23 protein-coding genes are annotated in these 26,681 nt (G+C 72.4%); 11 read left to right on the plus strand and 12 right to left on the minus strand.

Annotated elements, in window-relative coordinates; genetic code table 11:
• Window positions 1-5 precede the first annotated feature (5 nt).
• Both OG898_RS21050 and OG898_RS21055 read right to left on the minus strand, forming a co-directional pair.
• On the minus strand, window positions 6-1,064 hold the full coding sequence (locus OG898_RS21050) for an SDR family NAD(P)-dependent oxidoreductase (protein WP_250743767.1): 1,059 nt from the start codon (window positions 1,062-1,064) through the stop codon (window positions 6-8).
• Window positions 1,061-2,275: a glycosyltransferase gene (locus OG898_RS21055; protein ID WP_266958622.1), complete on the minus strand. Its 1,215-nt coding sequence runs from the start codon at window positions 2,273-2,275 to the stop codon at window positions 1,061-1,063. Before OG898_RS21055 ends, OG898_RS21050 begins: the two co-directional genes overlap by 4 nt.
• A gap of 72 nt (window positions 2,276-2,347) precedes the next feature.
• On the opposite strand from OG898_RS21055, the gene OG898_RS21060 reads away from it, so the two are divergent.
• Entirely contained in the window at window positions 2,348-3,034 is a 687-nt protein-coding gene (locus tag OG898_RS21060; RefSeq protein ID WP_250743769.1) for a response regulator transcription factor, read from the plus strand.
• A complete protein-coding gene (locus OG898_RS21065; RefSeq protein WP_250743770.1) occupies window positions 3,031-4,455 on the plus strand; it encodes a cell wall metabolism sensor histidine kinase WalK in 1,425 nt (474 codons plus the stop codon). Before OG898_RS21060 ends, OG898_RS21065 begins: the two co-directional genes overlap by 4 nt.
• A 153-nt stretch (window positions 4,456-4,608) precedes the next feature.
• Here the strand turns inward: OG898_RS21065 and OG898_RS21070 are convergent, their stop codons facing one another.
• On the minus strand, window positions 4,609-5,637 hold the full coding sequence (locus OG898_RS21070) for a mechanosensitive ion channel family protein (RefSeq protein ID WP_250743771.1): 1,029 nt from the start codon (window positions 5,635-5,637) through the stop codon (window positions 4,609-4,611).
• Window positions 5,638-5,687: 50 nt separating this feature from the next.
• On the opposite strand from OG898_RS21070, the gene OG898_RS21075 reads away from it, so the two are divergent.
• Window positions 5,688-6,257, plus strand: a complete 570-nt coding sequence (locus tag OG898_RS21075) for a dienelactone hydrolase family protein (RefSeq protein WP_266958626.1) — start codon at window positions 5,688-5,690, stop codon at window positions 6,255-6,257.
• A gap of 49 nt (window positions 6,258-6,306) precedes the next feature.
• On the opposite strand, the gene OG898_RS21080 is transcribed toward OG898_RS21075, so the two are convergent.
• The 5 genes from OG898_RS21080 to OG898_RS21100 form a co-directional block, all read right to left on the minus strand.
• Complete coding sequence (locus tag OG898_RS21080; protein WP_250743826.1) at window positions 6,307-7,248, minus strand: zinc metalloprotease; 942 nt, start codon at window positions 7,246-7,248, stop codon at window positions 6,307-6,309.
• 222 nt (window positions 7,249-7,470) lie between these two features.
• Complete coding sequence (locus tag OG898_RS21085; RefSeq protein WP_250743773.1) at window positions 7,471-9,150, minus strand: alkaline phosphatase; 1,680 nt, start codon at window positions 9,148-9,150, stop codon at window positions 7,471-7,473.
• 129 nt (window positions 9,151-9,279) lie between these two features.
• The gene (locus OG898_RS21090) at window positions 9,280-10,077 is read right to left on the minus strand and encodes a DsbA family protein (RefSeq protein ID WP_250743774.1); all 798 of its coding nucleotides are present in this window, start codon (window positions 10,075-10,077) and stop codon (window positions 9,280-9,282) included.
• Between the two features lie 64 nt (window positions 10,078-10,141).
• Window positions 10,142-10,831: a hypothetical protein gene (locus OG898_RS21095; RefSeq protein WP_266958629.1), complete on the minus strand. Its 690-nt coding sequence runs from the start codon at window positions 10,829-10,831 to the stop codon at window positions 10,142-10,144.
• 50 nt (window positions 10,832-10,881) lie between these two features.
• Window positions 10,882-12,207, minus strand: coding sequence for a DUF2252 domain-containing protein (locus OG898_RS21100; RefSeq protein WP_266960355.1), 1,326 nt, complete (start codon window positions 12,205-12,207; stop codon window positions 10,882-10,884).
• Between the two features lie 158 nt (window positions 12,208-12,365).
• Here OG898_RS21100 and dnaE point away from each other — a divergent pair, with 158 nt between their 5' ends.
• A complete protein-coding gene (dnaE, locus tag OG898_RS21105; protein WP_266958631.1) occupies window positions 12,366-15,911 on the plus strand; it encodes a DNA polymerase III subunit alpha in 3,546 nt (1,181 codons plus the stop codon).
• Window positions 15,912-15,986: 75 nt separating this feature from the next.
• On the opposite strand, the gene OG898_RS21110 is transcribed toward dnaE, so the two are convergent.
• Complete coding sequence (locus tag OG898_RS21110; RefSeq protein ID WP_250743777.1) at window positions 15,987-16,157, minus strand: hypothetical protein; 171 nt, start codon at window positions 16,155-16,157, stop codon at window positions 15,987-15,989.
• 220 nt (window positions 16,158-16,377) lie between these two features.
• On the opposite strand from OG898_RS21110, the gene OG898_RS21115 reads away from it, so the two are divergent.
• From OG898_RS21115 to OG898_RS21130, 4 genes are all read left to right on the plus strand, one after another.
• Window positions 16,378-17,748, plus strand: a complete 1,371-nt coding sequence (locus OG898_RS21115; RefSeq protein ID WP_266958633.1) for an NYN domain-containing protein — start codon at window positions 16,378-16,380, stop codon at window positions 17,746-17,748.
• 103 nt (window positions 17,749-17,851) lie between these two features.
• The gene (locus OG898_RS21120) at window positions 17,852-18,829 is read left to right on the plus strand and encodes an ABC transporter ATP-binding protein (RefSeq protein ID WP_250743828.1); all 978 of its coding nucleotides are present in this window, start codon (window positions 17,852-17,854) and stop codon (window positions 18,827-18,829) included.
• A gap of 59 nt (window positions 18,830-18,888) precedes the next feature.
• On the plus strand, window positions 18,889-19,644 hold the full coding sequence (locus tag OG898_RS21125) for an ABC transporter permease (RefSeq protein WP_266960357.1): 756 nt from the start codon (window positions 18,889-18,891) through the stop codon (window positions 19,642-19,644).
• 51 nt (window positions 19,645-19,695) lie between these two features.
• Window positions 19,696-20,379, plus strand: a complete 684-nt coding sequence (locus tag OG898_RS21130; RefSeq protein WP_250743779.1) for a hypothetical protein — start codon at window positions 19,696-19,698, stop codon at window positions 20,377-20,379.
• 226 nt (window positions 20,380-20,605) lie between these two features.
• Here OG898_RS21130 and ybaK read toward each other — a convergent pair whose 3' ends face one another.
• Genes ybaK through OG898_RS21145 form a run of 3 tightly spaced genes read right to left on the minus strand, consistent with a single transcriptional unit; the run spans window position 20,606 to window position 23,481 of the window.
• Window positions 20,606-21,094, minus strand: a complete 489-nt coding sequence (gene ybaK, locus OG898_RS21135; RefSeq protein ID WP_266958635.1) for a Cys-tRNA(Pro) deacylase — start codon at window positions 21,092-21,094, stop codon at window positions 20,606-20,608.
• 10 nt (window positions 21,095-21,104) lie between these two features.
• Window positions 21,105-21,842, minus strand: coding sequence for an LON peptidase substrate-binding domain-containing protein (locus OG898_RS21140; RefSeq protein WP_250743782.1), 738 nt, complete (start codon window positions 21,840-21,842; stop codon window positions 21,105-21,107).
• Between the two features lie 34 nt (window positions 21,843-21,876).
• Window positions 21,877-23,481 carry an oxidoreductase gene (locus OG898_RS21145; RefSeq protein WP_266958637.1) on the minus strand — a complete coding sequence of 535 codons (1,605 nt, stop codon included), beginning with the start codon at window positions 23,479-23,481 and terminating at the stop codon, window positions 21,877-21,879.
• Between the two features lie 147 nt (window positions 23,482-23,628).
• Here OG898_RS21145 and hisD point away from each other — a divergent pair, with 147 nt between their 5' ends.
• Genes hisD through hisB form a run of 3 tightly spaced genes read left to right on the plus strand, consistent with a single transcriptional unit; the run spans window position 23,629 to window position 26,680 of the window.
• Window positions 23,629-24,951: a histidinol dehydrogenase gene (gene hisD, locus OG898_RS21150; protein ID WP_266958639.1), complete on the plus strand. Its 1,323-nt coding sequence runs from the start codon at window positions 23,629-23,631 to the stop codon at window positions 24,949-24,951.
• The gene (locus OG898_RS21155) at window positions 24,948-26,090 is read left to right on the plus strand and encodes a histidinol-phosphate transaminase (protein WP_266958641.1); all 1,143 of its coding nucleotides are present in this window, start codon (window positions 24,948-24,950) and stop codon (window positions 26,088-26,090) included. The genes hisD and OG898_RS21155 overlap by 4 nt, the downstream gene beginning before the upstream one ends.
• Window positions 26,087-26,680, plus strand: a complete 594-nt coding sequence (hisB, locus tag OG898_RS21160; RefSeq protein WP_215035049.1) for an imidazoleglycerol-phosphate dehydratase HisB — start codon at window positions 26,087-26,089, stop codon at window positions 26,678-26,680. Before OG898_RS21155 ends, hisB begins: the two co-directional genes overlap by 4 nt.
• Window position 26,681 lies beyond the last annotated feature (1 nt).

Consider the following 26,681-nt stretch of genomic DNA (forward strand, 5'->3'; position numbering starts at 1 on the left):
CCGGGTCAGACCTGGTAGCGGTCCGGGGCGAAGAGGTGGAGATGGGCGGCGATCCACTCCGAGGTGCGGGCCAGGCCCTCCTGGAGGGAGACCTCGGGCTTCCAGCCCGCCCAGTCGCGGGCCCGGGTGTTGTCCGACAGCAGGCGCTGGACCTCGCTGCCCGCGGGACGCAGCCGGGCCGGGTCGACGACCACCTCCGCGTCCCGGCCCGAGGCCGTGATCAGCGCCCGGGCCAGGTCGCCGATGGAGATCTCCTCTCCGCTGCCGAGGTTGACCACCTCGCCCAGGGCCCGGTCGCATTCCGCGACGGCGAGGAAGCCGGCCGCGGTGTCGGTCACGTAGGTGAAGTCCCGGGTGGGGGTCAGGGACCCCAGGCGGACCTCCCGGGCGCCCGCGTGGAGCTGGGCGAGGATGGTGGGGATGACCGCACGGGCCGACTGGCGGGGGCCGTAGGTGTTGAACGGCCGGACCACCGTCACCGGCAGTTCGAACGCGTGGTGGAAGGAGAGCGCCATCATGTCGGCGCCGATCTTCGAAGCGGAGTACGGGGACTGCGGCTGGAGCGGGTGGCTCTCGGAGATCGGGGCCGTCAGGGCCGTCCCGTAGACCTCGCTGGTGGAGGTGTGGACGAGGCGGCGCACGCCGTGGCGGCGGCAGGCCTCGGCCATGTTCTCCGTACCGGTGACGTTGGTCTGGACGTACGCGCCGGGCGAGGCGTAGCTGTACGGGATCCCGATCAGCGCCGCCAGGTGGAAGACCGTGTCGCAGCCGGCCACCGCGTCGCTGACCCGGCCCGCGTCGCGGACGTCCCCGGCCCACATCTCCACCGGGCCGCCCGGGTCGGCCAGGTACCGGGCCAGGTGGCCCTTCTCCGCGTACGGCTTGTAGTGCACGAAGGCGCGCACCTTCGCGCCCCGCGCGACCAGCAGGTCGACGAGCGTGGAGCCGATGAACCCCTCGGCGCCCGTCACCAGGACCGTACGGCCGCTCCAGTCGGCCGGGGTGCGCGCCGGGGTGAGGGTCAGCGTGGGGGTGGGCGTGGACGTGGGGATGTGCGTGGTCATACGAGCTCCAGGGGAGTGGGGGAGAAGGAGGGGAAGCCGGCGACCCGCAGGACCTGCGAGGCCAGCAGTTCGGCGGCCCGCGCGTGCGGGCCAGGGTCGGCCGCGCCGGCCATCGCCGCCAGCCGCGCCGGGTCGGCCAGCAGCGGGGCGAGCAGGTCCGCGAGGCGGCCGGCCGTGGCCTCGGCGTCCGCCAGCAGCAGGCCGGCGCCCGCGTCGGACAGCACCCGGGCGTTGTGGGTCTGGTGGTCGCCCGGGGCGTGCGGGTAGGGGACCAGCACCGCGGGGACCCCGGTCGCGGCGAGCTCCGCCACCGTCGCCGAGCCCGCCCGGCACACCACCAGGTCGGCGGCCGCGTAGACCAGGTCCATCCGGTCCAGGTACGGCACGGCCCGTGCGATCCGCCGCCCGCCCGAGGCGGACAGCCCGGCCACCGTGTCCGCGAGCGCCGCCGGCCCCGTCTTGATCAGCAGCTGTACGTCCTCCCGCGCCTGCCAGGCGGCCGCCAGCCCGGCCGCGGCCGAGGTCAGGCGTACGGCGCCCAGACTGCCGCCGTTGAACACCACCAGCCGCCGCCCGTCCGGCACCCCGAGCTCCCGCCGGGCCCGCGCGCGCAGGGCCGCCCGCTCGGGGCGGGACAGTTCGGCGAGGCCGGACAGCGCGGCGGAGACGGGCATTCCGGTGGTCAGTGCCCGCGCACCGCCCGCGAGGTGTTCCCGGCTGCGGTCGAAGGCCACCGCGATGTGCGGGGTGAGGCGGGCCGCGAACTGGTTGGCCCGGCCCGGTACGGCGTTGGACTCGTGGATGACCGCCGGCAGCCCCGCCAGCCGGGCCCCGAGCACGGCGGGCGCGCTCGGATAGCCGCCCATGCCGACCGCCACGTGCGCGCCCTGCGCCCGGATCACGGCCCGCGCCTGCCCGGCCGAACGCAGCAGCGCCGCGGGGAGGAGGTAGCGCTTGGCGCCCAGCGCCGGGTCGAAGGGGATCATGTCCACGGTGTGCAGGCGGTAGCCGGCGGCCGGGATCAGCTCGGTCTCCAGTCCGCGTTCGGTGCCGATGAACGAGACCACGGCGTCCGGGACGGCGGCGCGCAGCGCCTCCGCCAGGGCGAGCCCGGGATAGATGTGCCCGCCGGTGCCGCCCGCGCCGATCACGACGGAGAGCGGCGCGCGTGAGGGCCGGCGTGAGGAGGAGGGAGGGGGTGAGGAGGTCATGGACGCAGACTTCCGGTGCGCCCTAAGAAGGTTCTAAGAGGTTCTCCCGGAGCATTTGGGAGGCTTTGCCGCATGCAGCGGATTCTGGTGGTGGACGACGAGCCCGAGGTGCGGGCCGCCGTCGAGGACGGGCTCGCCGTCGAGGGGTACGAGGTGCGCGGTGCGGCCGACGGGCTGGCGGCGCTGTCCGAGGTGGCCCTCTGGCAGCCGGACGCGGTGGTCCTCGACGTGATGATGCCGGTGCTGGACGGGCTCGCCGTGTGCCGGCAGCTGCGCGGGGTGGGCGACCGTACGCCCGTGCTCGTCCTCACGGCCCTGGACGCGGTGAGCGACCGCGTCGACGGGCTGGAGGCGGGCGCCGACGACTACCTGGTCAAACCGTTCGCGCTCGACGAGCTCGTGGCCCGGGTACGGGCCCTCCTGCGCCGGGCCGCCCCCGACGATCCGGCCGGAGGACGGGAGCTCCTCGGGTACGGGGACCTCGTGCTCGACCCCGCCACCCGCACCGGGCGGCGCGGGGAGCGGCCGCTGGAGTTCAGCCGCACCGAGTCGGCGCTGCTCGAACTGCTCCTGCGCCACCCCGGGCAGGTGCTGCCGCGCGAGCTCGTCCTGGAACTGGTGTGGGGCCGGGACTTCGGGCCGGACTCCAACTCCCTGGCCGTCTACGTGGGATACCTGCGCCGCAAGCTGGAGGCCGGCGGCGAGCCCCGGCTCGTGCACACCGTGCACGGGGTCGGCTACCGGCTGGACGCCGCGTGAGCGGGCGGGGCCGCGGGGACGAGCGCGGGCAGAGAGCGCGGTGGCGGCGCAGGCGGCCGCTGCGGACCCGGCTGGCGCTGGCCGCCACGGCCGCCGTGGCCTGCGTCGCGCTCGGCGTGTGCGCGGCGGCCTTCCTCGTCGTGCGGGGGGCGCTGTACCGGCAGCTCGACCTCAGCCTGACCCAGTCCGCCCGCCTCGCCGCCCAGCGCAACCCGGACTCCGGACCCGGGACCCTGGCCGGGGAGTGCCGGTTCCGGGCGGCGCCCGCCTGCGCCGAGGTGGTTCCGGCGGATCCGGGGCGCGATCCCTCGACCCCGTACCTGCTGCCGGTCGCCCCGGCCGCGCGGGACGTGGCGGCGGGCACGCGGGCCCCGTACTACACCGCCATCGTGCACGCCGGGCATCCGGCGCGGATGCTGACCACCGACTACGGCAAGGGGCGGGCGCTCCAGGTGGCGTTGCGGGCGGACACCGTGGAGGACGGCATCGAGCAGGCCGCCTGGTGGCTGGCGCTCACGGCGGCGGCAGGGATGCTGCTGGCCGCGCTGCTCGGCTACTGGGTCTCGCGGACCGGGCTGGCGCCCGTCACCCGGCTCACCGCCACCGCCGAGCGGATCGCCGCCACCAGGGACCCGAGGCACCGGATCGAACTGCCGCCCCCGGGGCGCGGCCGCGAGGACGAGGTCACCCGGCTGGCCGGGAGCTTCAACACCATGCTGGGGGAGCTGGAACAGTCGCTCACCGCCCAGCGCAGGCTCGTCGCGGACGCCTCGCACGAACTGCGGACCCCGCTGACGGCGCTGCGGACGAACGCGGAGCTGCTCGCGCGGGGGGACCGGCTGACGGCGGAGCAGCGGGAACGGGCCTCGCTGGCGCTCGGGCGGCAGCTGCGGGAGGTGACGGGGCTGGTCAACGACCTGATCGAGCTGGCCCGCGACGAGGAACCGCAGCTGCTGGTGGAACAGGTGCGGCTGGCTCCGCTGGTGGAGTACTGCGTCGGGGCCGCGCGGGCGCACTGGCCCGGGGTGGCGTTCCGGGTGCGGGGGCCGTCGCCGGAGGAGGCCGTGGTGGTGGCGGGGGTGCCGGCGCGGCTCAGCCGGCTGCTGGGGAACCTGCTGGACAACGCGGCGAAGTTCAGCCCGGCGGGGGCGGAGGTGGAGGTCGGGCTCGTGGTGCGGGGGGAGGGTGGTGGTGGGGCGGAGGTGACCGTACGGGATCACGGGCCGGGGATCGCGGAGGGGGATCTGCCGTACGTCTTCGACCGGTTCTACCGGGCGGGGGCCGCGCGGGCCCTGCCGGGGTCGGGGCTGGGGCTGGCGATGGCTCGGCAGATCGCGCGGGCGCACGAGGCGGAGTTGACGGCCGAAGCCGCGGTTGGTGGGGGCGCGCTGTTCCGGCTGACCTTTGCGGTGCGGGGCTGAGGGGGTGGGGCGTGCCGTGCCCTGCGGGGCGGAGTCCCCTACCCGCCCTTCGCCCGTTCCCCGGGCCGCGCCCGGACCCCCCTGGGGCTCCGCCCCAGACCCCGCGCCTCAAACGCCGGCGGGGCTGGATGTGGCCGGCGTCGGCCTGGACGGTTACAGACCGGGTGGAGGCGTGGCCTCCGCGGTCGCGATGTGGGGGAGGGCGTACGGGTGGTGGGTGCGCAGCCAGGTGATCAGGCGTTCGCGGACCGCGCAGCGGACGGTCCAGACGGCGTCGCCGTCCTTCGCCGTGACCACCGCGCGGACCAGGATGGTGTGCGGGGTGGTGTCCGTGACGGCCAGGGAGCCGGTGCGGCCGTCCCATTCCGGGATGTCCTTCAGGATCCGCTGGAGCTGCTCGCGCATCAGGTCCACCGGGGCGCTGTGGTCCAGGTGCCAGAACACGGTGCCCGTCATCTGCGCGCCACCGCGCGACCAGTTCTCGTAGGGCTTGCTCGTGAAGTACGAGACCGGCATCGTGATCCGGCGCTCGTCCCAGGTGCGGACGGTGAGGAAGGTGAGGGTGATCTCCTCCACCGTGCCCCACTCCTTGTCCACCACCACCGTGTCGCCGATCCGGACGGTGTCGCCGAAGGCGATCTGGAGTCCGGCGAAGAGGTTGCCGAGGGCGGCTTGCGCCGCGATGCCCGCCACGATGCCGAGTACGCCCGCCGAGGCCAGCATCGAGGTGCCGACCGTCCGCATCTCGGGGAACGTCAGGAGCATCGCGCCGAGGGCCACCACGATCACCACCGCCGTGACCACCCGCTGGATCAGCGTGACCTGCGTGCGGACCCGGCGGACCCTGGCCTGGTCGGAGGCGTCGGCCGCGTAGCGGGCGTACGTGGAGTCGACGATCGCCGTCGTGATGCGGATCAGCAGCCACGCGGCCGCGGCGATCAGGACCAGGGTCAGCACGTGCCCGGGGCCGTCCGCGCGCCGGCGCACCGCCTGCAGCAGGGAGGCGGCCAGGACCACCAGGAACGGCGGGCGGCAGCGGCGCAGCAGCCCCCACAGCGGGGTCTCACTGTGCCGGGCGTCGGCACGGCGCAGCAGCAGGTCCAGCAGCCAGCCCGCGAGCAGGGTGACGGCCAGGGTGCCGGCGACGGCCGCGATCGGGCGCAGGAAGGAGTCCGTGTCCATGCAGGCCAACGTAACCGGAGGGGGTCCGTCGAAACTGGCACGATGGGGGCATGAACATCATGCTTTTCCATTCGACCTACGGGCTGCGGCCCGCCGTGCGGGAGGCGGCCGACCGGCTGCGCGCGGCCGGGCACCAGGTCCAGGTGCCGGACCTCTTCGAGGGACGCACCTTCGAGACCGTCGAGGAGGGCATGGCCCACCGGGACGAGATCGGCCGTGACGAGCTGCTCAAGCGGGCGGTGCTGGCCTCGGCCCCCTACTCCGACCAGGGCCTGGTCTACGCCGGCTTCTCCTTCGGCGGCTCGATCGCCCAGCACCTGGCGCTCGCCGACGAGAAGGCGCGCGGGCTGCTGCTCCTGCACGGGACGGCCGACCTGGAGGAGAACGTCTACGTCGACGAGCTGCCGGTGCAGCTGCACATCGCCGATCCGGACCCCTTCGAGCCGCACGACTGGCTGACGGCCTGGTACCTGCGGATGCGCAAGGCCGGGGCGGACGTGGAGGTCCACGGCTATCCGGGGGCCGGGCACCTGTTCACCGACCCGGGGCTGGCCGACTACGACGCCGAGGCCGCGGAGCAGACCTGGGCGGTCGCCCTCGCCTTCCTCGACTCGCTGTAGGCGGATGCACGGATGGGGCCCCTCGGGAGGGGCCCCATCGTCATGATGATCAGGCGCGGTACGCCGTCCACATGCTCTTCATGCGGGTCACCTGGCCCGCGGTGAACTGGTACATGCAGGAGTCGTACGTGTAGTCCATGAAGTTGTGGATCGGGTCGACGCCCGCCTTGCTGGCGCAGGTGTCGCGACCGGTCGGGCACTCGAAGGCCGCGCTCTTCTCGGCCGGGGTGTCCGAGACGGAGTCGCCCGAGCCGTTACAGCCGCCCTGGAAGGTGTGGTAGAGGCCCATCCAGTGGCCGACCTCGTGGGTCGCGGTGTCGCCCTCGTTGTAGTTGGCGGCGGAGCCGCCCGGGAGCGAGGTGTCGAGGACGACCACGCCGTCCATCTTCGGCTGGGAGGCGTAGGAGCTGGGGAAGGTGGCCCAGCCCAGCAGCCCGCCGGAGAGGTTGGCGGTGTAGAAGTTGAGGGCGTTCGCACCGCCCTTGCGCAGGGTGTTCTTCATGGTCTTCTCGGCCGTGGAGCCGGAAGCCAGGTTGTACCAGCTCGCGTTGTCCGTGTAGTCGGTGCCCGCCAGGGTGAACTGGTAGCTGCTGTCGACGTTTCCGGTGCCCTGGCCGGCGTAGGCCGCGTTGAGGACCGCCAGCTGCTTGCTGATGTCGGTGGACGTCAGCTTTCCGGTGGTGCCGGAGTGGATGACGTGGAAGTACACGGGGATGTTCGTGACTGCCTCGGCGACGCGCAGGCTGCGCGGCTCCTTCGAGATCTTGTCCAGCTTCGTCTTGAGGTCGGAGTCCATGGCCTTGGACTGCGCCTCGGTGACCTCGTTCGGCTCGGCCGCGTGCTGGTCCTTCGGGCGCGCCACGCGGGCGTTGGCCGCAGCGCCGGACGCGTCCTCGGCGCACACCTCGGCGCCGGTCTTGGCGGCCGCGACCGTGGTGGGGGCGGCGAGCGGCGTGAAGGCCAGGGTGCCCGTGAGTACGGCGGCACCCATGAGGCGGCGGCGAAGAAGGGGGGATATGCGGGCAAGAGCGCGCACGTGTGCTCCTCGCGAGTGGGGGGTTGAGCGGGAGGGATCTCCTCAGCTGGCGGGAATCTTACGTGCGCATGTCATAAACAGGTCAAGTGGTCTACGTAAAAGATTTGTTGCTTCTGATGACGAAGGGGCGCCTGGTCTACGCCAAGCGCCCCTCCGGACGGGAAATCTGGCTGAACGTCAGCGCACCGGCTGGTCCGCCCGCTCGACCTTCTGGGTCCCGTTCAGCGTGCGGTACGAGCGTGCCCAGGCGGCCGTGGCGTCCTGGCGGCGTTTGTCCGAAACCACGTAGTAGTCCATCTGGGAACGCTCGGCCGTCACGTCCAGCACGCCGTAGCCGTGGGCGTCCATGTCCAGCCATTTCACGTGCCGGTTGGCGGCCTTGATGGCCGTTTCCGCGACCAGCGAGGCAGTGTCGGCCGGGACGTGCAGCAGGTCGTCGATGTTGTCGGAGGTCACCGACGTCACCACGAACTCCACGCCCGCCGACCGCGACCACGGGTAGGTGGCCGCCGTCACCGGGACGTCGTTCGCCCAGGCCATGTGGATGTCACCGGTCAGGAAGACGGTGTTGCGGACGGAGCGGTCCGTCAGATGGCCCAGCAGTTCCCGGCGGTCGTCCGTGTACCCGTCCCACTGGTCCACGTTGATCGCGAGGCCGCCCGCGGGCAGGCCGAGCAGCTCGGTGAGGGGCCCCAGCAGGTGCGCCGGCAGCGAGCCGAAGGCCACCGGCGAGATCATCACCGAGGTGCCCACCAGCTTCCAGGTGGCCTGCGAGCCGGCCAGTCCGGCCTTCAGCCAGTCCAGCTGGGCGCGCCCGGTGATGGTGCGCGCCGGATCGTCCACCGCGCCGCTGCCGATGCCCGCCTGCTGCGAACGGAAGGTCCGCAGGTCCAGCAGGTGCAGGTCGGCGAGGGTGCCGAAGCGCAGCCGGCGGTAGACGGTGCCCTCGGTGGAGGTGCGCACCGGCATCCACTCGAAGTACGCCTGCCGGGCGGCGGCCGCGCGGGCCGCGAAGGAGCCCTCGGTGGCGGGGTCGTGGTTCTCGGCGCCGCCGGACCAGGTGTCGTTGGCGATCTCGTGGTCGTCCCAGATCGCGATGACCGGGTGGGCCTGGTGCAGGGCCTGCAGGTCGGGGTCGGTCTTGTACTTCCCGTGCCGGGTGCGGTAGTCGGCCAGGGTGAGGATCTCGTGCAGCGGCTCGTGCTGCCGTACGACGTACTTCGCCTCGGGGTAGCCGCCGCTCTTGTACTCGTAGATGTAGTCGCCCAGGTGCAGTACGGCGTCCAGATCGGCCCGCGCGGCCAGGTGGCGGTACGCGGAGAAGTAGCCGGACTCCCAGTTGGCGCAGGAGACCACTCCGAAGCGGACCCCGGCGGGCGCGGTGGCGGCGGCCGGGGTGGTGCGGGTGCGCCCGGCCGGGGAGACGGTGGCGCCGGCGGTGAACCGGTACCAGTAGGCCGTCTGCGGCCGCAGGCCCCGTACGTCGGCCTTGACGGTGTGGTCGGAGGCGGCGCTCGCGGTGACGGTGCCGCTCGCGACGATCCGGGAGAAGGCCTTGTCCTCGGCGACCTCCCAGCCCACCGCGACGGCGGGGCCCGCGCCGGAGCCCGGTACGGCACCGGCGGTCGGGGTGACGCGGGTCCACAGCAGGACCCCGTCGGGGAGCGGGTCGCCCGAGGCGACGCCGTGCAGGAAGGAGGGGACGTCTTCGCCGGTGGCGGCGTGGGCGGCTTCGGCGCCCAGCGCGGCGATCGGGACGAGTGCCGCCGTGGCCGCCGCGGCCAGGACGACCGTACGGCGGCGGGGGGTCGGCACGGTCGCCGATTCCGGGGCGGAAGGGGAGAGTTGACTGGTCACGGATGATCATATTACCGACGGGTATTCGGTCGGGACCAGACCCGTGAAAGCAACGGAGGGGCGAACTCTGGGAGTTCGCCCGTCCGTCGGGGTGCTGCGAGGAGAAGGAGAAGAGGGGGAGGGGAGGGGTCAGCCCGCGATGGCCTTGTCGATCGCCGCCGTGAACGCCTCGGGCGTCTGCGGCAGCGGGTCGATCTTCTTGCCGTCCATCTTCAGCGTCGGAGTGCCCTTCACGCCGCTCTTGTCGAAGGTCTTGGACATCTCCAGCGCCCACCGGTCGTAGGTGCCGTCCTCGACCGCCTTCTTGAACTCGGCGTTGCCCTTGAGCGTCGGAACCTGGTCCGCGACCGTCAGCAGGTAGGCGTCCTTGGCGAACTTGTCGTCCTTCTCCTCCGGGTGGTTCGCCGCGGAGTAGAGGGCCGTCTTGTACTCCAGGAACGCCTCGGGGCTGACGTTGAGGGCCGCGCCCAGCGCGCTCAGGGCGTTCTTCGAACCGCTGCCGGGGAAGCCGTTGTCCAGGAAGGTGGCGCCGACGTACTGGATCTTGTACTTGCCGGCGTCGAGGTCCGTCTTGAGCTGCGGGCCGACCGCCTGCTCGAAGCTCGCGCAGACCGGGCAGCGCGCGTCCTCGTACAGTTCCAGGGTCTTCTTGGCGTCGGCCTTCCCGATGACCACCGTCGTGCCGTTCTCGCCCGAGGTGTTCTTCGGCGCGACCAGGGGCGCGTCGGCGGCCTTCTCCCAGGCGCTCGGCTGGTTGGACTGGACGACGGCGTAACCGACGCCCCCGGCCAGGGCGAGGGCGGCCACGACGCCGCCCGCCACGAACACCTGCCGGCGGACCTTGGCCTTCTTGGCCTGCTGCTCGCGCTCGATGCGCAGCCTCTCGCGGGCCGCCGCCTTGTTCGCCTGGCTGTTGCGTGCGCTCATCGTTCTCTCCGTGGGGTGTGGCTCCGCGGCGGAGCCGGCTGGAAGGGGGGACTGTCCTCGTACGTCAGGCGCGAGCGAACGCGCCGTGTACGCGAGGAGGTCCCCGCCGTCCCACGGAGTGCACGGGGAAGCGGGTACGGGCCACCGTGCTCCGCAGCGCCGCGAGGGGCGAGCGGCGCACCGGAGCCGGGGTACGCGCCGTGCGGGCCGAGGCCATCCGCAGCGGCCGGAAGGCGAACGCGGACGCCGCGCCCAGCAGCCGGCCGAGCGCCCGCTCCCCGCGGTGCAGCCACAGGGAGGCGAGCAGTCCGACCGATACGTGCGCCCCCAGCAGCAGCCAGGGGGCCCACGGTCCGGGGGCGGCCAGCAGCGCGGCCGGGTCGGCGGGGCCGCCCACCTCGGCCAGTGCCCCGCCCATCGGGCTGCCGCCGCAGAAGTCGGCGAGCCCCATGGCGCGCAGCGGACCCGAGACGGGACCGCCCGCGGGGCCGTAGCAGAGGTGCTGGCCGGAGGTCAGGACGGTGTCGGCGGCCAGTTCCAGCGGGACGAGCAGCCCGGCGATGTGACCGAGGCCCCTCTCGCGTCCGGCCAGCGCGAAGGCGATCGCGAACACGGCGGCGAAGGCCCCTCCCACCAGGGCGGGAGGCAGCGGTACCCGGGACAGCAGGACGTGCGAGCCGGTCGAGAGCAGCACGACGACCGCGCTGAACAGCGCGGCCCGCAGCCCTCGGAGACCCACCCCGGATATGTCCATCGTCGCGAGTGTGCCATGCGTCCCTGTGAGGACGGGCCCTAGGTCCCCGTCTAGGACAGGATCCGGCCGTTGCGGAAGAGGTCCACGAAGATCTGGTGGTCGGCGCGGGCCCGGGCGCCGTAGGCGTGCGCGAAGTCCACGAGCAGGTCCGCGAAGCCCTCCTCGTCGGCGGCGATGGCCGCGTCGATGGCCCGCTCGGTGGAGAACGGGACGAGCGTCTGGCCGCTCTCCTGCGCGTCCGCGGCGCCGTGCATGGTCGCCGTGGCCCGGCCCAGGTCGGCGACCACGGCCGCGATCTCCTCCGGGTCGTCCAGGTCCGACCAGTCCAGGTCCACCGCGTACGGGGAGACCTCCGCGACGAGCTGTCCGGCCCCGTCCAGCTCGGTCCAGCCGAGCCACGGGTCGGCGTGCGCCTGCAGGGCCCGCTGGGAGATCACGGTGCGGTGCCCCTCGTGCAGGAAGTACTCGCGCACCGACCGGTCGGTGACGTGCCGGGACACGGCCGGGGTCTGCGCCTGCTTGAGGTAGATCACGACGTCGTTCTCCAGGGCGTCGCTGTGCCCCTCCAGCAGGATGTTGTACGAGGGAAGGCCCGCCGAGCCGATCCCGACGCCCCGGCGGCCCACCACGTCCTTGACCCGGTAGGAGTCCGGGCGGACGAGGGACTCGTCGGGAAGGGTCTCCAGGTACCCGTCGAAGGCGGCGAGCACCTTGTACCGGGTGGCCGCGTCCAGCTCGATGGTCCCCGGGCCGGGGGAGAAGCGGCGCTCGAACTCGCGGATCTCGGTCATCGAGTCGAGGAGCGAGAAGCGGGTGCGGCGGCGGGCGGCGCGCAGGGCCTCCAGGAGCGGGCCGTCGGCGGTGTCCAGGGTGAAGGCGGGCACCTCGTCGTTCTTCGCCCCGGTGGCCAGCGCGTGGATGCGCTCCCGGTAGGCGGCCGCGTAGATCCGTACCAGCTCGCTGATCTGGTCGTCGCTGAGCGCCTTGGTGTAGCCGAGCAGGGCGACGGAGGCGGAGAACCGCTTCAGGTCCCAGGTGAAGGGGCCGACGTAGGCCTCGTCGAAGTCGTTGACGTTGAAGACCAGCCGGCCCTGGGCGTTCATGTAGGTGCCGAAGTTCTCGGCGTGCAGATCGCCGTGGATCCACACCCGGCCGGTGCGCTCGTCCAGGTACGGGCCGCCGTGCCGCTCGCGCTCCAGGTCGGCGTAGAAGAGGCAGGCCGTGCCCCGGTAGAAGGCGAAGGCCGAGGCCGCCATCTTGCGGAACTTGACCCGGAAGGCCGTGGGGTCGGCGGTGATCAGCTCGCCGAAGGCGATGTCGAACACGTCGAGTATCTGCTCGGCGCGCTGCTCGTCGGTCGTCTCGGGAACCGCCATGGCGGGTGCCTCCAGGTGGCGCGGGGTGGAACGCATATCGGACACGGGTCCTTGGGTCTGCAACGGATGAAGCTACCCCGCCGTGCCCGGGAACTGTCACTCGGGCCACGTAGGATTCATAGCTGCCGCCCCTCTCTCCCCGCCCGGAGGCCCCCACCGTGACCAAGACGCCGTTCACGCACCTGCACGTCCACACCCAGTACTCCCTGCTGGACGGTGCCGCGCGGCTGAAGGACATGTTCAACGCGTGCAACGAGATGGGCATGACGCACATCGCCATGTCCGACCACGGCAACCTGCACGGGGCGTATGACTTCTTCCACACGGCGAAGAAGGCCGGGGTCACGCCGATCATCGGCATCGAGGCGTACGTCGCCCCGGAGTCCCGGCGCAACAAGCGGCGCATCCAGTGGGGCCAGCCCCACCAGAAGCGCGACGACGTGTCCGGTTCCGGCGGTTACACCCACAAGACGATCTGGGCGGCGAACTCCACCGGGCTGCACAACCTCTTCCGGCTGTCCTCCGACGCGTACGCCGAGGGCTGGCTGACCAAGTGGCCGCGCATGGACAGGGAGACCATCTCCCAGTGGTCGGAAGGGCTGATCGCCTCCACCGGCTGCCCTTCCGGCGAGCTCCAGACCAGGCTGCGCCTCGGCCAGTTCGACGAGGCCCTGAAGGCCGCCTCCGAGTACCAGGACATCTTCGGCAAGGACCGCTACTTCCTGGAGCTGATGGACCACGGCATCGAGATCGAGCGCCGGGTCCGCGACGGGCTGCTGGAGGTCGGCAAGAAGCTCGGCATCCCGCCGCTGGTCACCAACGACTCGCACTACACGTACGCGCACGAGTCGGCCGCGCACGACGCCCTGCTGTGCATCCAGACCGGCAAGAACCTCTCCGACCCGGACCGCTTCCGCTTCGACGGCACCGGCTACTACCTGAAGTCCACGGAGGAGATGTACGCCGTCGACTCCTCGGACGCCTGGCAGGAGGGGTGCCGCAACACCCTCCTGGTGGCCGAGCAGATCGACACCACCGGCATGTTCGAGGCCAAGAACCTCATGCCGAAGTTCGAGATCCCGGAAGAGGGCTACACCGAGATCACCTGGTTCAAGGAGGAAGTGCGGCGCGGCATGGCCCGCCGCTACCCGGGAGGGGTCCCCGAGGACCGGCAGAAGCAGGCCGAGTACGAGCTGGACGTCATCATCCAGATGGGGTTCCCGGGCTACTTCCTCGTCGTCGCCGACTTCATCATGTGGGCCAAGAACCAGGGCATCGCGGTGGGCCCCGGCCGCGGCTCCGCCGCCGGCTCGATCGTCGCCTACGCCATGGGCATCACCGACCTCGACCCGATCACCCACGGCCTGATCTTCGAGCGGTTCCTGAACCCCGAGCGCGTCTCCATGCCCGATGTCGACATCGACTTCGACGAGCGCAGGCGCGTCGAAGTGATCCGGTACGTGACCGACAAGTACGGCGACGACAAGGTCGCCATGATCGGCACGTACGGAAAGATCAAGGCGAAGAACGCCATCAAGGACTCCGCCCGGGTCCTCGGCTACCCGTACGCCATGGGCGACCGGCTCACGAAGGCCATGCCCGCCGACGTCCTCGGCAAGGGCATCGACCTCAACGGCATCACCGACCCCTCGCACCCGCGCTACGGCGAGGCCGGCGAGATCCGGGCGATGTACGAGAACGAGCCGGACGTGAAGAAGGTCATCGACACCGCCCGCGGTGTGGAGGGCCTGGTCCGCCAGATGGGCGTGCACGCCGCCGGCGTGATCATGTCCAGCGAGCCGATCGTCGACCACGCACCGGTCTGGGTCCGGCACACGGACGGCGTGACCATCACGCAGTGGGACTACCCCCAGTGCGAGTCGCTCGGCCTGATCAAGATGGACTTCCTGGGCCTGCGCAACCTCACGATCATGGACGACGCCGTCAAGATGGTGAAGGCCAACAAGGGGATCGACCTCGATCTCCTGGGCCTGCCGCTCGACGACCCCAAGACCTTCGAGCTGCTCGGCCGCGGCGACACCCTCGGCGTGTTCCAGTTCGACGGCGGGCCCATGCGCTCCCTGCTGCGCCTGATGAAGCCCGACAACTTCGAGGACATCTCCGCCGTCTCGGCCCTGTACCGGCCGGGCCCGATGGGCATGAACTCGCACACGAACTACGCCCTGCGCAAGAACAAGCAGCAGGAGATCACCCCGATCCACCCGGAGCTGGAGGAGCCGCTCAGGGAGATCCTCGGCGTCACCTACGGCCTCATCGTGTACCAGGAGCAGGTGCAGAAGGCCGCCCAGATCATCGCCGGGTACTCGCTCGGCGAGGCCGACATCCTGCGCCGCGTGATGGGCAAGAAGAAGCCCGACGAACTGGCGAAGAACTTCGTCATCTTCGAGGCGGGCGCCAAGGAGAAGGGCTTCAGCGACCAGGCGATCAAGGCCCTGTGGGACGTGCTGGTCCCCTTCGCCGGCTACGCCTTCAACAAGGCCCACTCGGCCGCGTACGGCCTGGTCTCCTACTGGACCGCCTACCTCAAGGCCAATTTCCCGGCCGAGTACATGGCGGGCCTGCTCACCTCGGTCAAGGACGACAAGGACAAGTCCGCGATCTACCTGAACGAGTGCCGCCGGATGGGCATCAAGGTGCTCCCGCCGAACGTGAACGAGTCGGAGGCGAACTTCGCCGCCCAGGGCGACGACGTGATCCTCTTCGGCCTCACCGCCGTGCGCAACGTCGGCCAGAACGTCGTCGAGTCGATCATCAAGAGCAGGAAGGCCAAGGGGAAGTACTCCACCTTCCCCGACTTCCTGGACAAGGTCGAAGCCGTCGTCTGCAACAAGCGCACGGTCGAGTCCCTGATCAAGGCCGGCGCCTTCGACGAGATGGGCCACACCCGCAAGGGCCTGGTCGCCCACCACGAGCCGATGATCGACAACGTGGTCGCCGTCAAGCGCAAGGAGGCCGAGGGGCAGTTCGACCTCTTCGGCGGAATGGGTGACGAGAGCGCGAGCGACGAGCCCGGCTTCGGTCTCGACGTGGAGTTCTCCGACGTCGAGTGGGAGAAGTCCTACCTGCTCGCCCAGGAGCGCGAGATGCTCGGCCTCTACGTCTCCGACCACCCGCTCTTCGGCCTGGAGCACGTGCTCTCCGACAAGACCGACGCGGGCATCTCCCAGCTCACCGGCGGCGAGCACTCCGACGGCGCCGTCGTCACCATCGGCGGCATCATCTCGGGCCTCCAGCGCAAGATGACCAAGCAGGGCAACGCCTGGGCCATCGCCACCGTCGAGGACCTGGCCGGCTCCATCGAGTGCATGTTCTTCCCCGCGACCTACCAGCTCGTCTCCACCCAGCTGGTCGAGGACACCGTCGTCTTCGTCAAGGGCCGCCTGGACAAGCGCGAGGACGTCCCCCGGCTGGTCGCGATGGAGATGATGGTCCCCGACCTGTCCAACGCCGGCACCAACGCCCCCGTCGTCCTCACCATCCCGACCGTCAAGGTCACCCCGCCGATGGTGACCCGGCTCGGCGAGATCCTGCGCCACCACCAGGGCAACAGCGAGGTGCGGATCAAGCTCCAGGGGCCGCGCACCACCACCGTGCTCCGGCTCGACAAGCACCGGGTCAAGCCCGACCCGGCGCTCTTCGGCGACCTCAAGGTGCTCCTCGGCCCGTCCTGCCTGGCCGGCTAGGCACCCCCCGCCCCCGTACGCGGGAAGGCCCGCCCCTGTCGACAGGGGCGGGCCTTCCCGCATGCGGGGGAGGCGTCAGTTGTGGCCGAACTTCTTTTCCCTCTTCTTGCCGGCCATCTGCAGCGGGCTCGGTGCCGCCGAGGTCGAGGGCGCGGGCGACGATTCCATCGAGGTCTTCGCCGGATCCTGCGAAGCCGAGCGGTCCTGTGACTTGGCGGGCTGCTGGCGGTTCTTGTTCTTGGCCATGGGATGCCTCCGTGGGGGGTTTAGGGGCCAGGGCCGCCTTCACACTCACACAGGGCCGTAAACGGCGCATTTTGGATCATTACCGCGCGTAGTCGGGGCTCCTGCCGGGGGACTCCGAGAGATACGCCACGCCGATGATCGAGTTCCGGCCGTCAAGGCCGTTGCCGTCGGGCAGACTCGGGGAAACCGCGAAAGACACAGAGGACCCCCAGGGAAGAGGGTGGTACGCGTGGACCGCTGCGTCGTCCTGGTGGACGCCGGCTATCTGCTGGGCGCCGCCGCGAGCCTCCTCGCAGGAGAGCCGTCCCGCTCCCGGATCACCGTCGACCATGCGGCCCTCATCCAGGGCCTGCGCGAGCGCGCCGAGGCCGACACCGAACAGCCCCTCCTGCGGATCTACTGGTTCGACGGCGCACCCGACCGGGTGCCCCAGCCCGAGCACCGGCGGCTGCGCGTCATGCCCCGGGTCACCGTCCGCCTCGGCGCCCTGACCCGCAGCGACGGCCGCTGGGCCCAGAAGGGCGTCGACGCGGCCATGCACGCCGAACTCACCGAACTCGCCCGCAACCGGGCCTGCTCCGACGTCGTACTCGTCACCGGCGACGGCGACCTGCTGCCCGGCCTGATGTCCGCCAAGGAACACGGGGTCGCCGTCCACCTGTGGGCCGTCCAGGCCGCCGACGGGGACTACAACCAGTCCGAGGACCTCGTCGCCGAAGCCGACGAACGCCGGGTCCTGGACCGCACCTGGATCACCCGCGCCGTCCGCGCCCGCGACCTCACCGGACTCTGCGCCCCGGCGCCCGCCCCGCGCCCCGAGATCGCCGCCATCCTCTCCGCGCCGCTGCCCGAGGCCGCCCTCGCCGAGGCCGCCCGCGGCAACGGCAACGGAACCCGGCCCGCGGCCCCCGTGGAGCCCGAGGAGGGCGGCGTGGCCGCCGCCGCGGCCGGCACCGCGGGCGGCAGGACCGTCCCGACCCCGAAGGACCTCGCGGGCGCCTTGCGCGCCCCTGGAGCCCCCGCACCCGCCGCCGGGCCCGGCCAGGCCCTCGGCGCGGCCCCGGCGGGCAGCGCCCTGCGGTGGTCCTCCGACAAGGGATGGGTCGACCGCGCCGGGCCGCTCGGCGAGCCCGCCGAGACCGCCTCGCTGCCCACCCTCGCCCAGCTCACCTCCGCCGAGCAGCGCTGGGCGGACCGCGAGGAGGACATCACCACCGTCGGCGGCGACCCCTTCGAGGTGGGTCAGGTGTTCGCCCGGCGCTGGATGGAACGGCTCCCGGAGACCGTGCACCTGCAGAAACTCGCCACCATGTACCCGCGGATCCCGCACCGGATCGACGGGGAGCTGCTGCGCTACGCCGCCCGCTTCGGACTCCTCGCGCACAAGGACGACCAGATCGACGAGCACGACCGGTACGCCATCCGGGCCGGCTTCTGGCGCGAGATCGACGTACGGGCGGCCGCCGAACACGTGGCCGGTATCGGATCCCCGGCCGCCCTCGCCGCCGCCCCGGCCGCCGCTCCGGGGGCTCCCGGGGCCCTCGGTGCGGCCTCCGTCACGGCGGCCCAGGCGGCCCCGGCAGCCGAGTAGGGGCCGCAACCCCGTAGGCTGCTCCCTCGTGAGTACGGGGACAGCACAGGCAGGACCGCCGCGCGGTAGCCGCACGGCAGGGGCCGCGGGACCGGCCTCCGACGTGGTCTGCGCGGTACGTGACCTGGTCAAGACCTATCCCGCGGTACGAGGACGGCGCGGGGCCCCGGCCCTGCCCGAGACCCGTGCCACCGACGGCATCTCCCTGGACGTGCGGCGCGGCGAGATCTTCGGGCTGCTCGGCCCCAACGGCGCCGGCAAATCGACCCTGGTCCGCCAGCTCACCGGCCTGCTGCGGCCCGACTCCGGCTCCGTGACCCTGCTCGGCCACGACCTCGTGCGCCACCCCGACCGGTCGGCCCGGCTGCTGTCCTACCTGGGGCAGGAATCCACCGCCCTCGACGAGCTCACCGTCTCGCTGGCCGCCGAAACGACCGGCCGGCTGCGGGGCCTCGGCCTGCGCGAGGCACGGGCCGCCCGGGACTCCGTACTGGAGGAGCTCGGCCTGACCGGGATCGCCGGACGCCCCCTGAAGAAGCTGTCCGGCGGGCAGCGGCGCCTCGCCTGCTTCGCCGCCGCACTGGTGGGGGAGCGGCCCGTCCTGGTGCTCGACGAGCCCACGACCGGCATGGACCCGGTGGCCCGGCGGGCCGTCTGGGCCGCAGTCGACCGCCGCCGCGCCCAGACCGGGGCCACCGTGCTGCTGGTCACCCACAACGTCATCGAGGCCGAGACCGTCCTCGACCGGGTCGCCGTCATCGACCAGGGCCGGGTCATCGCCTGCGACACCCCGGCCGGGCTCAAGGCCCGGGTGTCCGGCGAGGTCCGCCTCGAACTGGTCTGGCGCACCGCGCCGCCGCTGGAGCTCCCGGAGGTCGCCGCGCTCGCCGCGGCGGCCACCGAATCCGGGCGCCGCTGGGTGCTGCGGCTCGGACCCGACGAGGCGCGGGCGGCGGTGGCCGCCGTGACCGGCGGCCCGGCCTTCGCCGCCCTCGACGATTTCACGCTGGCCACGCCGAGCCTGGAGGACGTGTACCTCGCCCTGGGCGGACGCACCTCGAAGGGACTGGTGAAGGCGTGAGCGCCACCGCCGCCACCACGGACACGGCCGCCGACACGGCCGCACCCGTCGCCACCGCCCTGGGCGTACTGGCACCCCGCGCCCGGTTCTTCCCGGCGCTGGCCGCCGTCTACCGGGCCCAGCTGTCCCGCGCGCGGGTCTCGCGGATCCCGCTGCTGTTCGTGGCCACCTTCCAGTCCGTCGGGATCATGATCCTGATGCGCGGCGTGGTCGACGGGGGCTCCGAGGCGCGGGCCGTCGTCGCCGGTTCCTCCGTGCTGGTCGTCGCCTTCGTCGCGCTGAACCTGCTCGCGCAGTACTTCGGCCAGCTCCGGGCCAGCGGCGGGCTCGACCACTACGCCACCCTGCCGGTGCCGCCCGCGTCGGTGGTGCTGGGCGCCGCAGCCGCGTACGCCTCCTTCACGCTGCCCGGCACCCTGGTGACGGCGGTCTTCGGCAGCGTGCTCTTCGGGCTGCCGATGGGCGGACTGTGGATCCTGGCCGCCGTGGTGCCGCTGGCCGGCGCCGCCCTCGCCGGACTCGGCGCGGCGCTGGGCCTGCTCGCCCCGCGCCAGGAGCTGGCCACCCTCGCCGGACAGCTCGGCATGTCCGCGGCCCTGCTGCTGGGCGTACTGCCGCCCGAGCGGATGCCGGACGTCATCGTCTGGGCGCGGGACCTGCTGCCGTCCACGTACGGCGTGGAGGCGTTCGCCCGGACCTTCGAACCGCATCCCGACTGGGCGGCGGTCCTCCTCGACCTCGGCGTGTGCGCGGGGGTGGGCGTGCTGTCCCTCGCCGTCGCGACCTGGGCCTACCGGCGGGCCGCGGTCCGCTGACGCCCGCCGGGGCCGATCGTTAAATCAAACACTTCCTGGCACGATGTGGGGGTGACCGAAGCCGTGACCCCCTATGACAAGCCCGACCAGCCGCCGTCGGAGTCGCCTTCGGCTGCGACAGCGACCGCGCCCGCGTCGGAGCCCGCCTTCTCCCCGTCCGACATCCGCGACGGGGCCGCCATCGCCCTCGTGATCGGCGTGGCCGGCGTGCTCCTCGGGCTGCTGTGGGTCTGGCTCGCGCCGCGCGTGCAGTACGTCTCCAACGGCGAGGCCGTGTTCCTCCGGGACACGGAGAGCGAAGCGCGCATCGGGGCGGACGGGACCTTCCTCCTGCTGTCCGTCGGATTCGGCGTGCTGAGCGCGCTGGCGGTCTTCCTGTGGCGCCGCGGCGGGGGTGCGGCGCAGGTGGTCGGGCTCGCGGTCGGATCGGTCTTCGCCGCGCTGGTCGGCTGGCGCGTGGGTCTGTGGCTGGGCCCGTCCTCGGACCTCGTGGCGGTCGCCCGGAAGGCGGGGAAGGGAGTTCCCTTCGACGCCCCGCTGGAACTGCTCGCGCACGGGGCGCTGCTCGGCTGGCCGATGGCTGCGGTCATCGTGCACTTGGCGCTGACCGCGCTGTGGGGGACGCGGGATCCGGCGCCGGAGCTCGCGGTGTGGCCGTCGGGGTACTACCAGGCCCCTGCGGCCCCTGTCGCCCCGGCTGCGGACCCGGCCGGTACGGAGCCTCCGCGCCCGTAGCCCCGGTGCGGGTGGGGTCGCCCTGCGGGGCTGTCCCCTACCCGCCCTTCGCCCGTTCCCTGGGGCTCCGCCCCAGACCCCGCGCCTCAAACGCCGGCGGGGCTGAGATGTGCCGCTGCGCGGCACATTCAGCCCGTCCGGCGTTTGAGGACCGGGTCCGGGCGGAGCCCGGGGAACGGGCGAAGGGCGGGTAGGGGACCCAGCCCCGCGCAGCGGGCCCGGGGTGTTATGTCCGGGCGATCGGGGCCTCGGCGGCCGAGGTCAGAGCGGTCAGGGTGGCCGGGGCCAGCTCGACCTCCAGGCCGCGGCGGCCCGCCGAGACGCAGATGGTGGGGAAGCCGGAGGCCGAGGCGTCCAGGACCGTGGGGAGCCGCTTGCGCTGGCCCAGCGGGGAGATGCCGCCCAGGACGTAGCCCGTGGTGCGTTCCGCCAGGGCCGGATCGGCCATCGCCGCACGCTTGCCGCCCACCGCGGCGGCCAGGGCCTTCAGGTCGAGGCTGCCCGAGACCGGGACCACCGCGACCACCAGCGAGCCGTCCACGTCGGCCAGCAGCGTCTTGAAGACCTGCGCGGGGGAGACCCCGAGGGCCTGCGCGGCCTCCTCGCCGTAGGAGGGGTGGGCGGGGTCGTGCTCGTAGGCGTGCACGGTGAAATCGGCGCCGGCCGCCGTCAGGGCCACGATCGCCGGAGTGCCCGCCGGCTTCTTCTTCGCCATGGGTCCTTCGTCAGTTGGGGCTCGTCGGGGCGCGGGTGAGGTCCACGGCCGGGAGCGAGGGGAGGTGGCGGATGACGGCCGTCTCGGTGCGCAGCAGCTTCAGCTCCTCCGCGAGGCGGGTCGCCGTGTCCGGTGCCTGCAGCAGCCGCTGCTTCGCCGGGATGTCCAGCACCGCGGCCGCGGCGACCAGGTACGAGACCACCGAGGGCTCGTCGGGGAGGTCCATGCCGGTCAGGGATCGTTCGCGGGCCCCCGCGAGCCGCTTCTGATACGTGCGGAACGCCCGCAGCACGCCCTCCGCCAGCGCGCCCGCGCCGTCGCCCGCGTCCTCGGGGAGCTCCTCCAGCTCCGCCACCAGGAACGGGCCGGACGCGTCGACCGACAGCAGCCGGACCCGGACCGTGCCGGTGGCCATGACCTCGAAGCTGCCGTCCTCCCGCTCCCGGATCGAGGCCGCGTCCGCGATGCAGCCCACCCGGTGGAAGGCCTGGACCGGGTCCGCGCCGAAACCGGCGGCCGGGCCGCGCTCCGGCAGGGCCGTCTGGTCCGGCAGGCCGGGCGCGGTCGGGGCGACCTCCCGGCCGTCGCGGATCGCGACGACCGCGAAACGGCGGGGCTCTTCCTCTCCCGCCTTCAGCAGCTCGCGCATCATGGCGCGATAACGCTCCTCGAAGATGTTCAGCGGGAGCACGAGTCCCGGGAACAGCACCGAGTTCAGCGGGAAGAGGGGCAGGCGAACGGTGGTCACGAGGCACAGGGTAGTGGCCCTGGCCGGAGGACCGTCACCCCCGCCTCAGGACGCGGGAGGCTCCCGCCGCGACCGTCGTGGCCAGGATCCAGCCCAGGATGATCAGCGCGGCCCCGCCCCACTGCCAGCCGTCCTTCAGGATCCACTGGTCCTGAAGGCCGAGGTCGATCACCGGCAGGAGCAGGTCCAGGGCGAACAGCGCTGCGTCCCAGTCGGGGTGCTCGTCCGCTTTGATCGGCGGCGGCTCGCCGTGCACCGAGAAGAGCACCGCCCCGGCCGCCCACAGCACGGCCATCCACAGCGCCGCCCGCCCCGGCCGGTAGCCGTAGACCACCGTCCAGTCCTGGAGGTACCCCCAGGCGCGCAGCGCCGGCGGCAGCGTCGACCGCCGGCGCCGCTGTTTGGCGAGCAGCACCTCGCGGGCGTCCGCGTCCTCCCCGGAGGCCCGCAGGACCGCGGCGAGCCGCTCGTACGGTTCCGGGGAGTACTCGGGGGTGGCCGCCTCGACCCACTCCAGCCGCAGGGCCGTCGGGAAATGGCCCCGGGGCGCGAGGTTCTCGTAGCCGAAGCCCTCGATGGACAGCCGGCCCGGGCGGGCCGGCCAGCTCGCGGCCGTGTCCACGAGCTTGACCACCTGCGAGCCCGACAGCACCACCCGGCCCCGCTCCGTGCGCTCGCCCACGAACCGCAGCTCCGGGGTGTGGATGCGGCGCAGCGAGACCTCCTGGTCCTCCGTGAGGGTGAACCGGGCCCCGTAGAAGTCCACGGCGTCCCCGAAGCGGCCGTCGTCCAGCCGCAGGCCGCCCCGGCACTCGAAGTGCTGCGCGGGCTCGCCCCGCAGCGGGGTGTAGCCCTGCCCGTAGGGGGGCGTGGAGGAGCCGGAGTCGCCCGCGGTGTAGTCCAGGGCGATGGAGGTCAGGTAGAGGGTGCGCTCGACGGTGAGCTGCGGGGCGTTCAGCGCCCGCTTTCCGGCCGGATTGTTCAGCCGGGCCCCGCGCAGGCTCATCGACACACCGACCTTGGCGCCGCGCAGGCTCACCTCCCCGTAGGCCCGCAGCAGCTCGCCCTGGAAGTCCTGCGCCACCGACATCCCGTCGGCGGCCAGCGCCCGGCCCTTGTTGTCGCGCTGCACCACCGCCTCGCTGATCAGCAGGTCGGTGCCGATCTGCGCGTCGGTCAGCCGGATCCCGCGCGCCACCCGGCAGCGCGGCAGGTGCAGGTCGCCCTCCGTCTGCAGGCGGGCCGCGTCCAGCCGGGGTATCGCGCAGTTGACCAGGCGCAGCGTGCCGAAGCGGGTCTCCGAGAGCTGCACCCCGCCGTCGAAGCGGCAGGACTGGAGCTCCACGTACGGGGTGACCGTGCCACCGGACAGGTCGAGGCGGCCGGTGATCCGCACGCCGCGCAGCTTCAGGGAGGCCACCCGGCCCCGCACCGGGCCCGGCCCGTGGAGCAGCAGCAGGGCCACCACCGCCGCGCGCACACTGCGCTCGGGGCCCCAGACCCGGTCGGCGTGCGGATCGTCCCGCTCGGCCGTACGGGTGCTGAGATCGCAGACGCTGCCGGTCCGGTACGCGTCCCACATGAGCCGTTCGGGGCCGGTGAGATCGTCCGGTTCCCCGTCCGGGCGTACTTCTGCCATGGCGGCCCCCCTCCGCTCGTCGGCGCGGACCGCACCGCGCCTACCCGCACGCTAGGGGGCCGCTGTGACATCGGGAAACGTCCGTGGCCTGTATCAGCCAGTGATACGGACGAACGGTGCTGCGAGGCGGTCTGAGAGAATTGGCAGGTGATCTCTCGTATCGACCTGCGCGGCAACACCCTCCCCGAGGGTGGCGCCCTGCGCGATCTGCTGCCCCGTGCCGAGTTCGACGTGGAAGCCGCCCTGAAGAAGGTGCGGCCCATCTGCGAGGACGTCCACCATCGTGGGACGGCGGCGCTGATCGAGTACGCGCAGAAGTTCGACGGGGTCGAGCTCAAGCAGGTCAGGGTGCCCGCCGAGGCGCTCAAGACCGCTCTGGAGCAGCTCGACCCGGCCGTCCGCGCCGCCCTGGAGGAGTCGATCCGGCGCGCCCGGATCGTGCACCGCAACCAGCGCCGCACCGAGCACACCACCCAGGTGGTCCCCGGCGGAACGGTGACCGAGAAGTGGGTTCCGGTCGAGCGCGTGGGGCTGTACGCCCCGGGCGGCCGCTCGGTGTACCCGTCCTCCGTCGTCATGAACGTCGTACCGGCCCAGGAGGCGGGCGTCGAGTCCATCGCGCTCGCGTCCCCGCCGCAGAAGGAATTCGGCGGATTGCCGCACCCGACGATCCTCGCCGCCTGCGCGCTGCTCGGCGTGGACGAGGTGTACGCCGCGGGCGGTGCCCAGGCCGTCGCGATGTTCGCGTACGGGACGGAAGACTGCCCGCCCGCCAACATGGTGACCGGCCCCGGCAACATCTGGGTCGCCGCCGCCAAGCGCTACTTCACCGGCAAGATCGGCATCGACACCGAGGCCGGCCCGACCGAGATCGCGGTCCTCGCGGACTCCACGGCCGACCCGGTGCACGTCGCCGCCGACCTGATCAGCCAGGCCGAGCACGACCCGCTGGCCGCCGCCGTACTGGTGACGGACTCCGAGGAGCTCGCGGCTGCCGTCGAGAAGGAGCTGGAGCCGCAGGTCGCGGCCACCAAGCACATCGAGGACCGGATCAAGCCCGCGCTGGCGGGCCGCCAGTCCGCGATCGTGCTGGTCGACAGCCTGGAGGACGGCCTCAAGGTCGTCGACGCGTACGGCGCCGAGCACCTGGAGATCCAGACCGCCGACGCGGCCGCCTGGGCCGCCCGCGTGCGCAACGCCGGCGCGATCTTCGTCGGCCCGTGGTCCCCGGTCTCCCTCGGCGACTACTGCGCCGGCTCCAACCACGTGCTGCCCACCGGCGGCTGCGCCTGCCACTCCTCGGGCCTGTCCGTGCAGTCCTTCCTGCGCGGCATCCACATCGTCGACTACACGCGCGACGCCCTCGCCGAGGTCACCCACCACGTGGTGACCCTCGCCGAGGCCGAGGACCTGCCCGCGCACGGCGCGGCTCTGAAGGCACGATTCGGGTGGAAGGTTCCGCAGGCATGACCGGCACGACCGACAGCACGGACGACGCGGCCGTCATCGGCATCGACGACCTCCCCATCCGCGACGAGCTCCGCGGCAAGACCCCGTACGGCGCTCCGCAGCTGGACGTGCCCGTCCAGCTCAACACCAACGAGAACCCGTACGGGCTACCCGAGGCGCTAGTCAGCCGCATCGCCGAGCGGGTCGCCGAGGCCGCCCGCACCCTCAACCGGTACCCCGACCGGGACGCGGTCGAGCTGCGCACCGAGCTGGCCGCCTACCTCACCCGTACCGGCAAGCACCCGGTCGCGCGGGAGAACGTATGGGCCGCCAACGGCTCCAACGAGGTCCTCCAGCAGCTGCTGCAGACCTTCGGCGGGCCCGGCCGCACCGCGATCGGCTTCGAGCCCTCGTACTCGATGCACGCGCTGATCGCGCGCGGCACCGGGACCGACTGGATCTCCGGGCCGCGCAACGAGGACTTCACCATCGACGTGGAGGCGGCCGAGCAGGCCATCGCCGAGCACGCCCCCGACGTCGTCTTCATCACCTCGCCCAACAACCCCACGGGCACCGCCGTCGGGGCCGAGACCGTCCTGGCCCTCTACGAGGCCGCGCAGGCGGCCAAGCCGTCCCTCGTCATCGTGGACGAGGCCTACGTGGAGTTCAGCCACCGGGACTCGCTGCTGCCGCTGATCGAGGGCCGCCCCCACATGGTGGTCTCCCGGACCATGTCCAAGGCCTTCGGCGCCGCCGGCCTGCGCCTGGGCTACCTGGCCGCGCACCCGGCCGTGGTCGACGCCGTACAGCTCGTACGCCTGCCGTACCACCTGTCGGCGGTCACCCAGGCGACCGCGCTGGCCGCCCTGGAATTCACCGACACCCTCCTCGGCTACGTCGAGCAGCTCAAGGCCGAGCGGGACCGCCTGGTCACCGAGCTGCGGGGGATCGGCTTCGAGGTCACCGACTCCGACTCGAACTTCGTACAGTTCGGCCGGTTCGAAAACTCCCACACCGCCTGGCAGAAGATCCTCGACCAGGGCGTCCTGGTCCGGGACAACGGCGTACCGGGATGGCTGCGGGTCACCGCGGGCACCCCGGCCGAGAACGACGCGTTCCTGGAAGCGGTTCGCGCACTGAAGAAGGAGCAGCACGCATGAGCCGCATCGGACGGGTCGAACGGACCACGAAGGAGACCTCGGTCCTCGTCGAGATAAACCTCGACGGCACGGGCAAGGTCGACGTCTCGACGGGCGTGGGCTTCTACGACCACATGCTCGACCAGCTCGGCCGCCACGGCCTCTTCGACCTCACGGTCAAGACCGAGGGCGACCTGCACATCGACAGCCACCACACCATCGAGGACAGCGCGCTCGCGCTCGGCGCCGCCTTCAAGCAGGCCCTCGGCGACAAGGTCGGCATCTACCGCTTCGGCAACTGCACCGTGCCGCTCGACGAGTCCCTCGCCCAGGTGACCGTCGACCTGTCGGGCCGCCCCTACCTCGTGCACACCGAGCCCGAGAACATGGCGCCGATGATCGGCTCGTACGACACGACGATGACCCGGCACATCTTCGAGTCCTTCGTCGCGCAGGCCCAGATCGCCCTGCACATCCACGTGCCGTACGGCCGCAACGCCCACCACATCGTGGAGTGCCAGTTCAAGGCGCTGGCCCGGGCCCTGCGCTACGCCGCCGAGTTCGACCCGCGCGCCGCCGGGATCCTGCCCTCCACGAAGGGCGCCCTCTAGC

This window comes from Streptomyces sp. NBC_00193, assembly GCF_026342735.1.
GTDB classification, from domain to species: domain Bacteria; phylum Actinomycetota; class Actinomycetes; order Streptomycetales; family Streptomycetaceae; genus Streptomyces; species Streptomyces stoeckheimensis.

What these genes read in the sequence shown, in the direction of transcription:
- OG898_RS21145 (WP_266958637.1), bottom strand. Translation starts at nt 23,481, where the DNA reads ATGGCAGAAGTACGCCCGGACGGGGAACCGGACGATCTCACCGGCCCC.
- OG898_RS21095 (WP_266958629.1), bottom strand. Translation starts at nt 10,831, where the DNA reads ATGGACATATCCGGGGTGGGTCTCCGAGGGCTGCGGGCCGCGCTGTTC.
- OG898_RS21075 (WP_266958626.1), top strand. Translation starts at nt 5,688, where the DNA reads ATGAACATCATGCTTTTCCATTCGACCTACGGGCTGCGGCCCGCCGTG.
- hisB (WP_215035049.1), top strand. Translation starts at nt 26,087, where the DNA reads ATGAGCCGCATCGGACGGGTCGAACGGACCACGAAGGAGACCTCGGTC.
- OG898_RS21070 (WP_250743771.1), bottom strand. Translation starts at nt 5,637, where the DNA reads ATGGACACGGACTCCTTCCTGCGCCCGATCGCGGCCGTCGCCGGCACC.
- OG898_RS21090 (WP_250743774.1), bottom strand. Translation starts at nt 10,077, where the DNA reads ATGAGCGCACGCAACAGCCAGGCGAACAAGGCGGCGGCCCGCGAGAGG.
- OG898_RS21055 (WP_266958622.1), bottom strand. Translation starts at nt 2,275, where the DNA reads ATGACCTCCTCACCCCCTCCCTCCTCCTCACGCCGGCCCTCACGCGCG.
- OG898_RS21050 (WP_250743767.1), bottom strand. Translation starts at nt 1,064, where the DNA reads ATGACCACGCACATCCCCACGTCCACGCCCACCCCCACGCTGACCCTC.
- OG898_RS21110 (WP_250743777.1), bottom strand. Translation starts at nt 16,157, where the DNA reads ATGGCCAAGAACAAGAACCGCCAGCAGCCCGCCAAGTCACAGGACCGC.
- OG898_RS21155 (WP_266958641.1), top strand. Translation starts at nt 24,948, where the DNA reads ATGACCGGCACGACCGACAGCACGGACGACGCGGCCGTCATCGGCATC.
- OG898_RS21060 (WP_250743769.1), top strand. Translation starts at nt 2,348, where the DNA reads ATGCAGCGGATTCTGGTGGTGGACGACGAGCCCGAGGTGCGGGCCGCC.
- OG898_RS21100 (WP_266960355.1), bottom strand. Translation starts at nt 12,207, where the DNA reads ATGGCGGTTCCCGAGACGACCGACGAGCAGCGCGCCGAGCAGATACTC.
- ybaK (WP_266958635.1), bottom strand. Translation starts at nt 21,094, where the DNA reads ATGGCGAAGAAGAAGCCGGCGGGCACTCCGGCGATCGTGGCCCTGACG.
- OG898_RS21080 (WP_250743826.1), bottom strand. Translation starts at nt 7,248, where the DNA reads ATGGGTGCCGCCGTACTCACGGGCACCCTGGCCTTCACGCCGCTCGCC.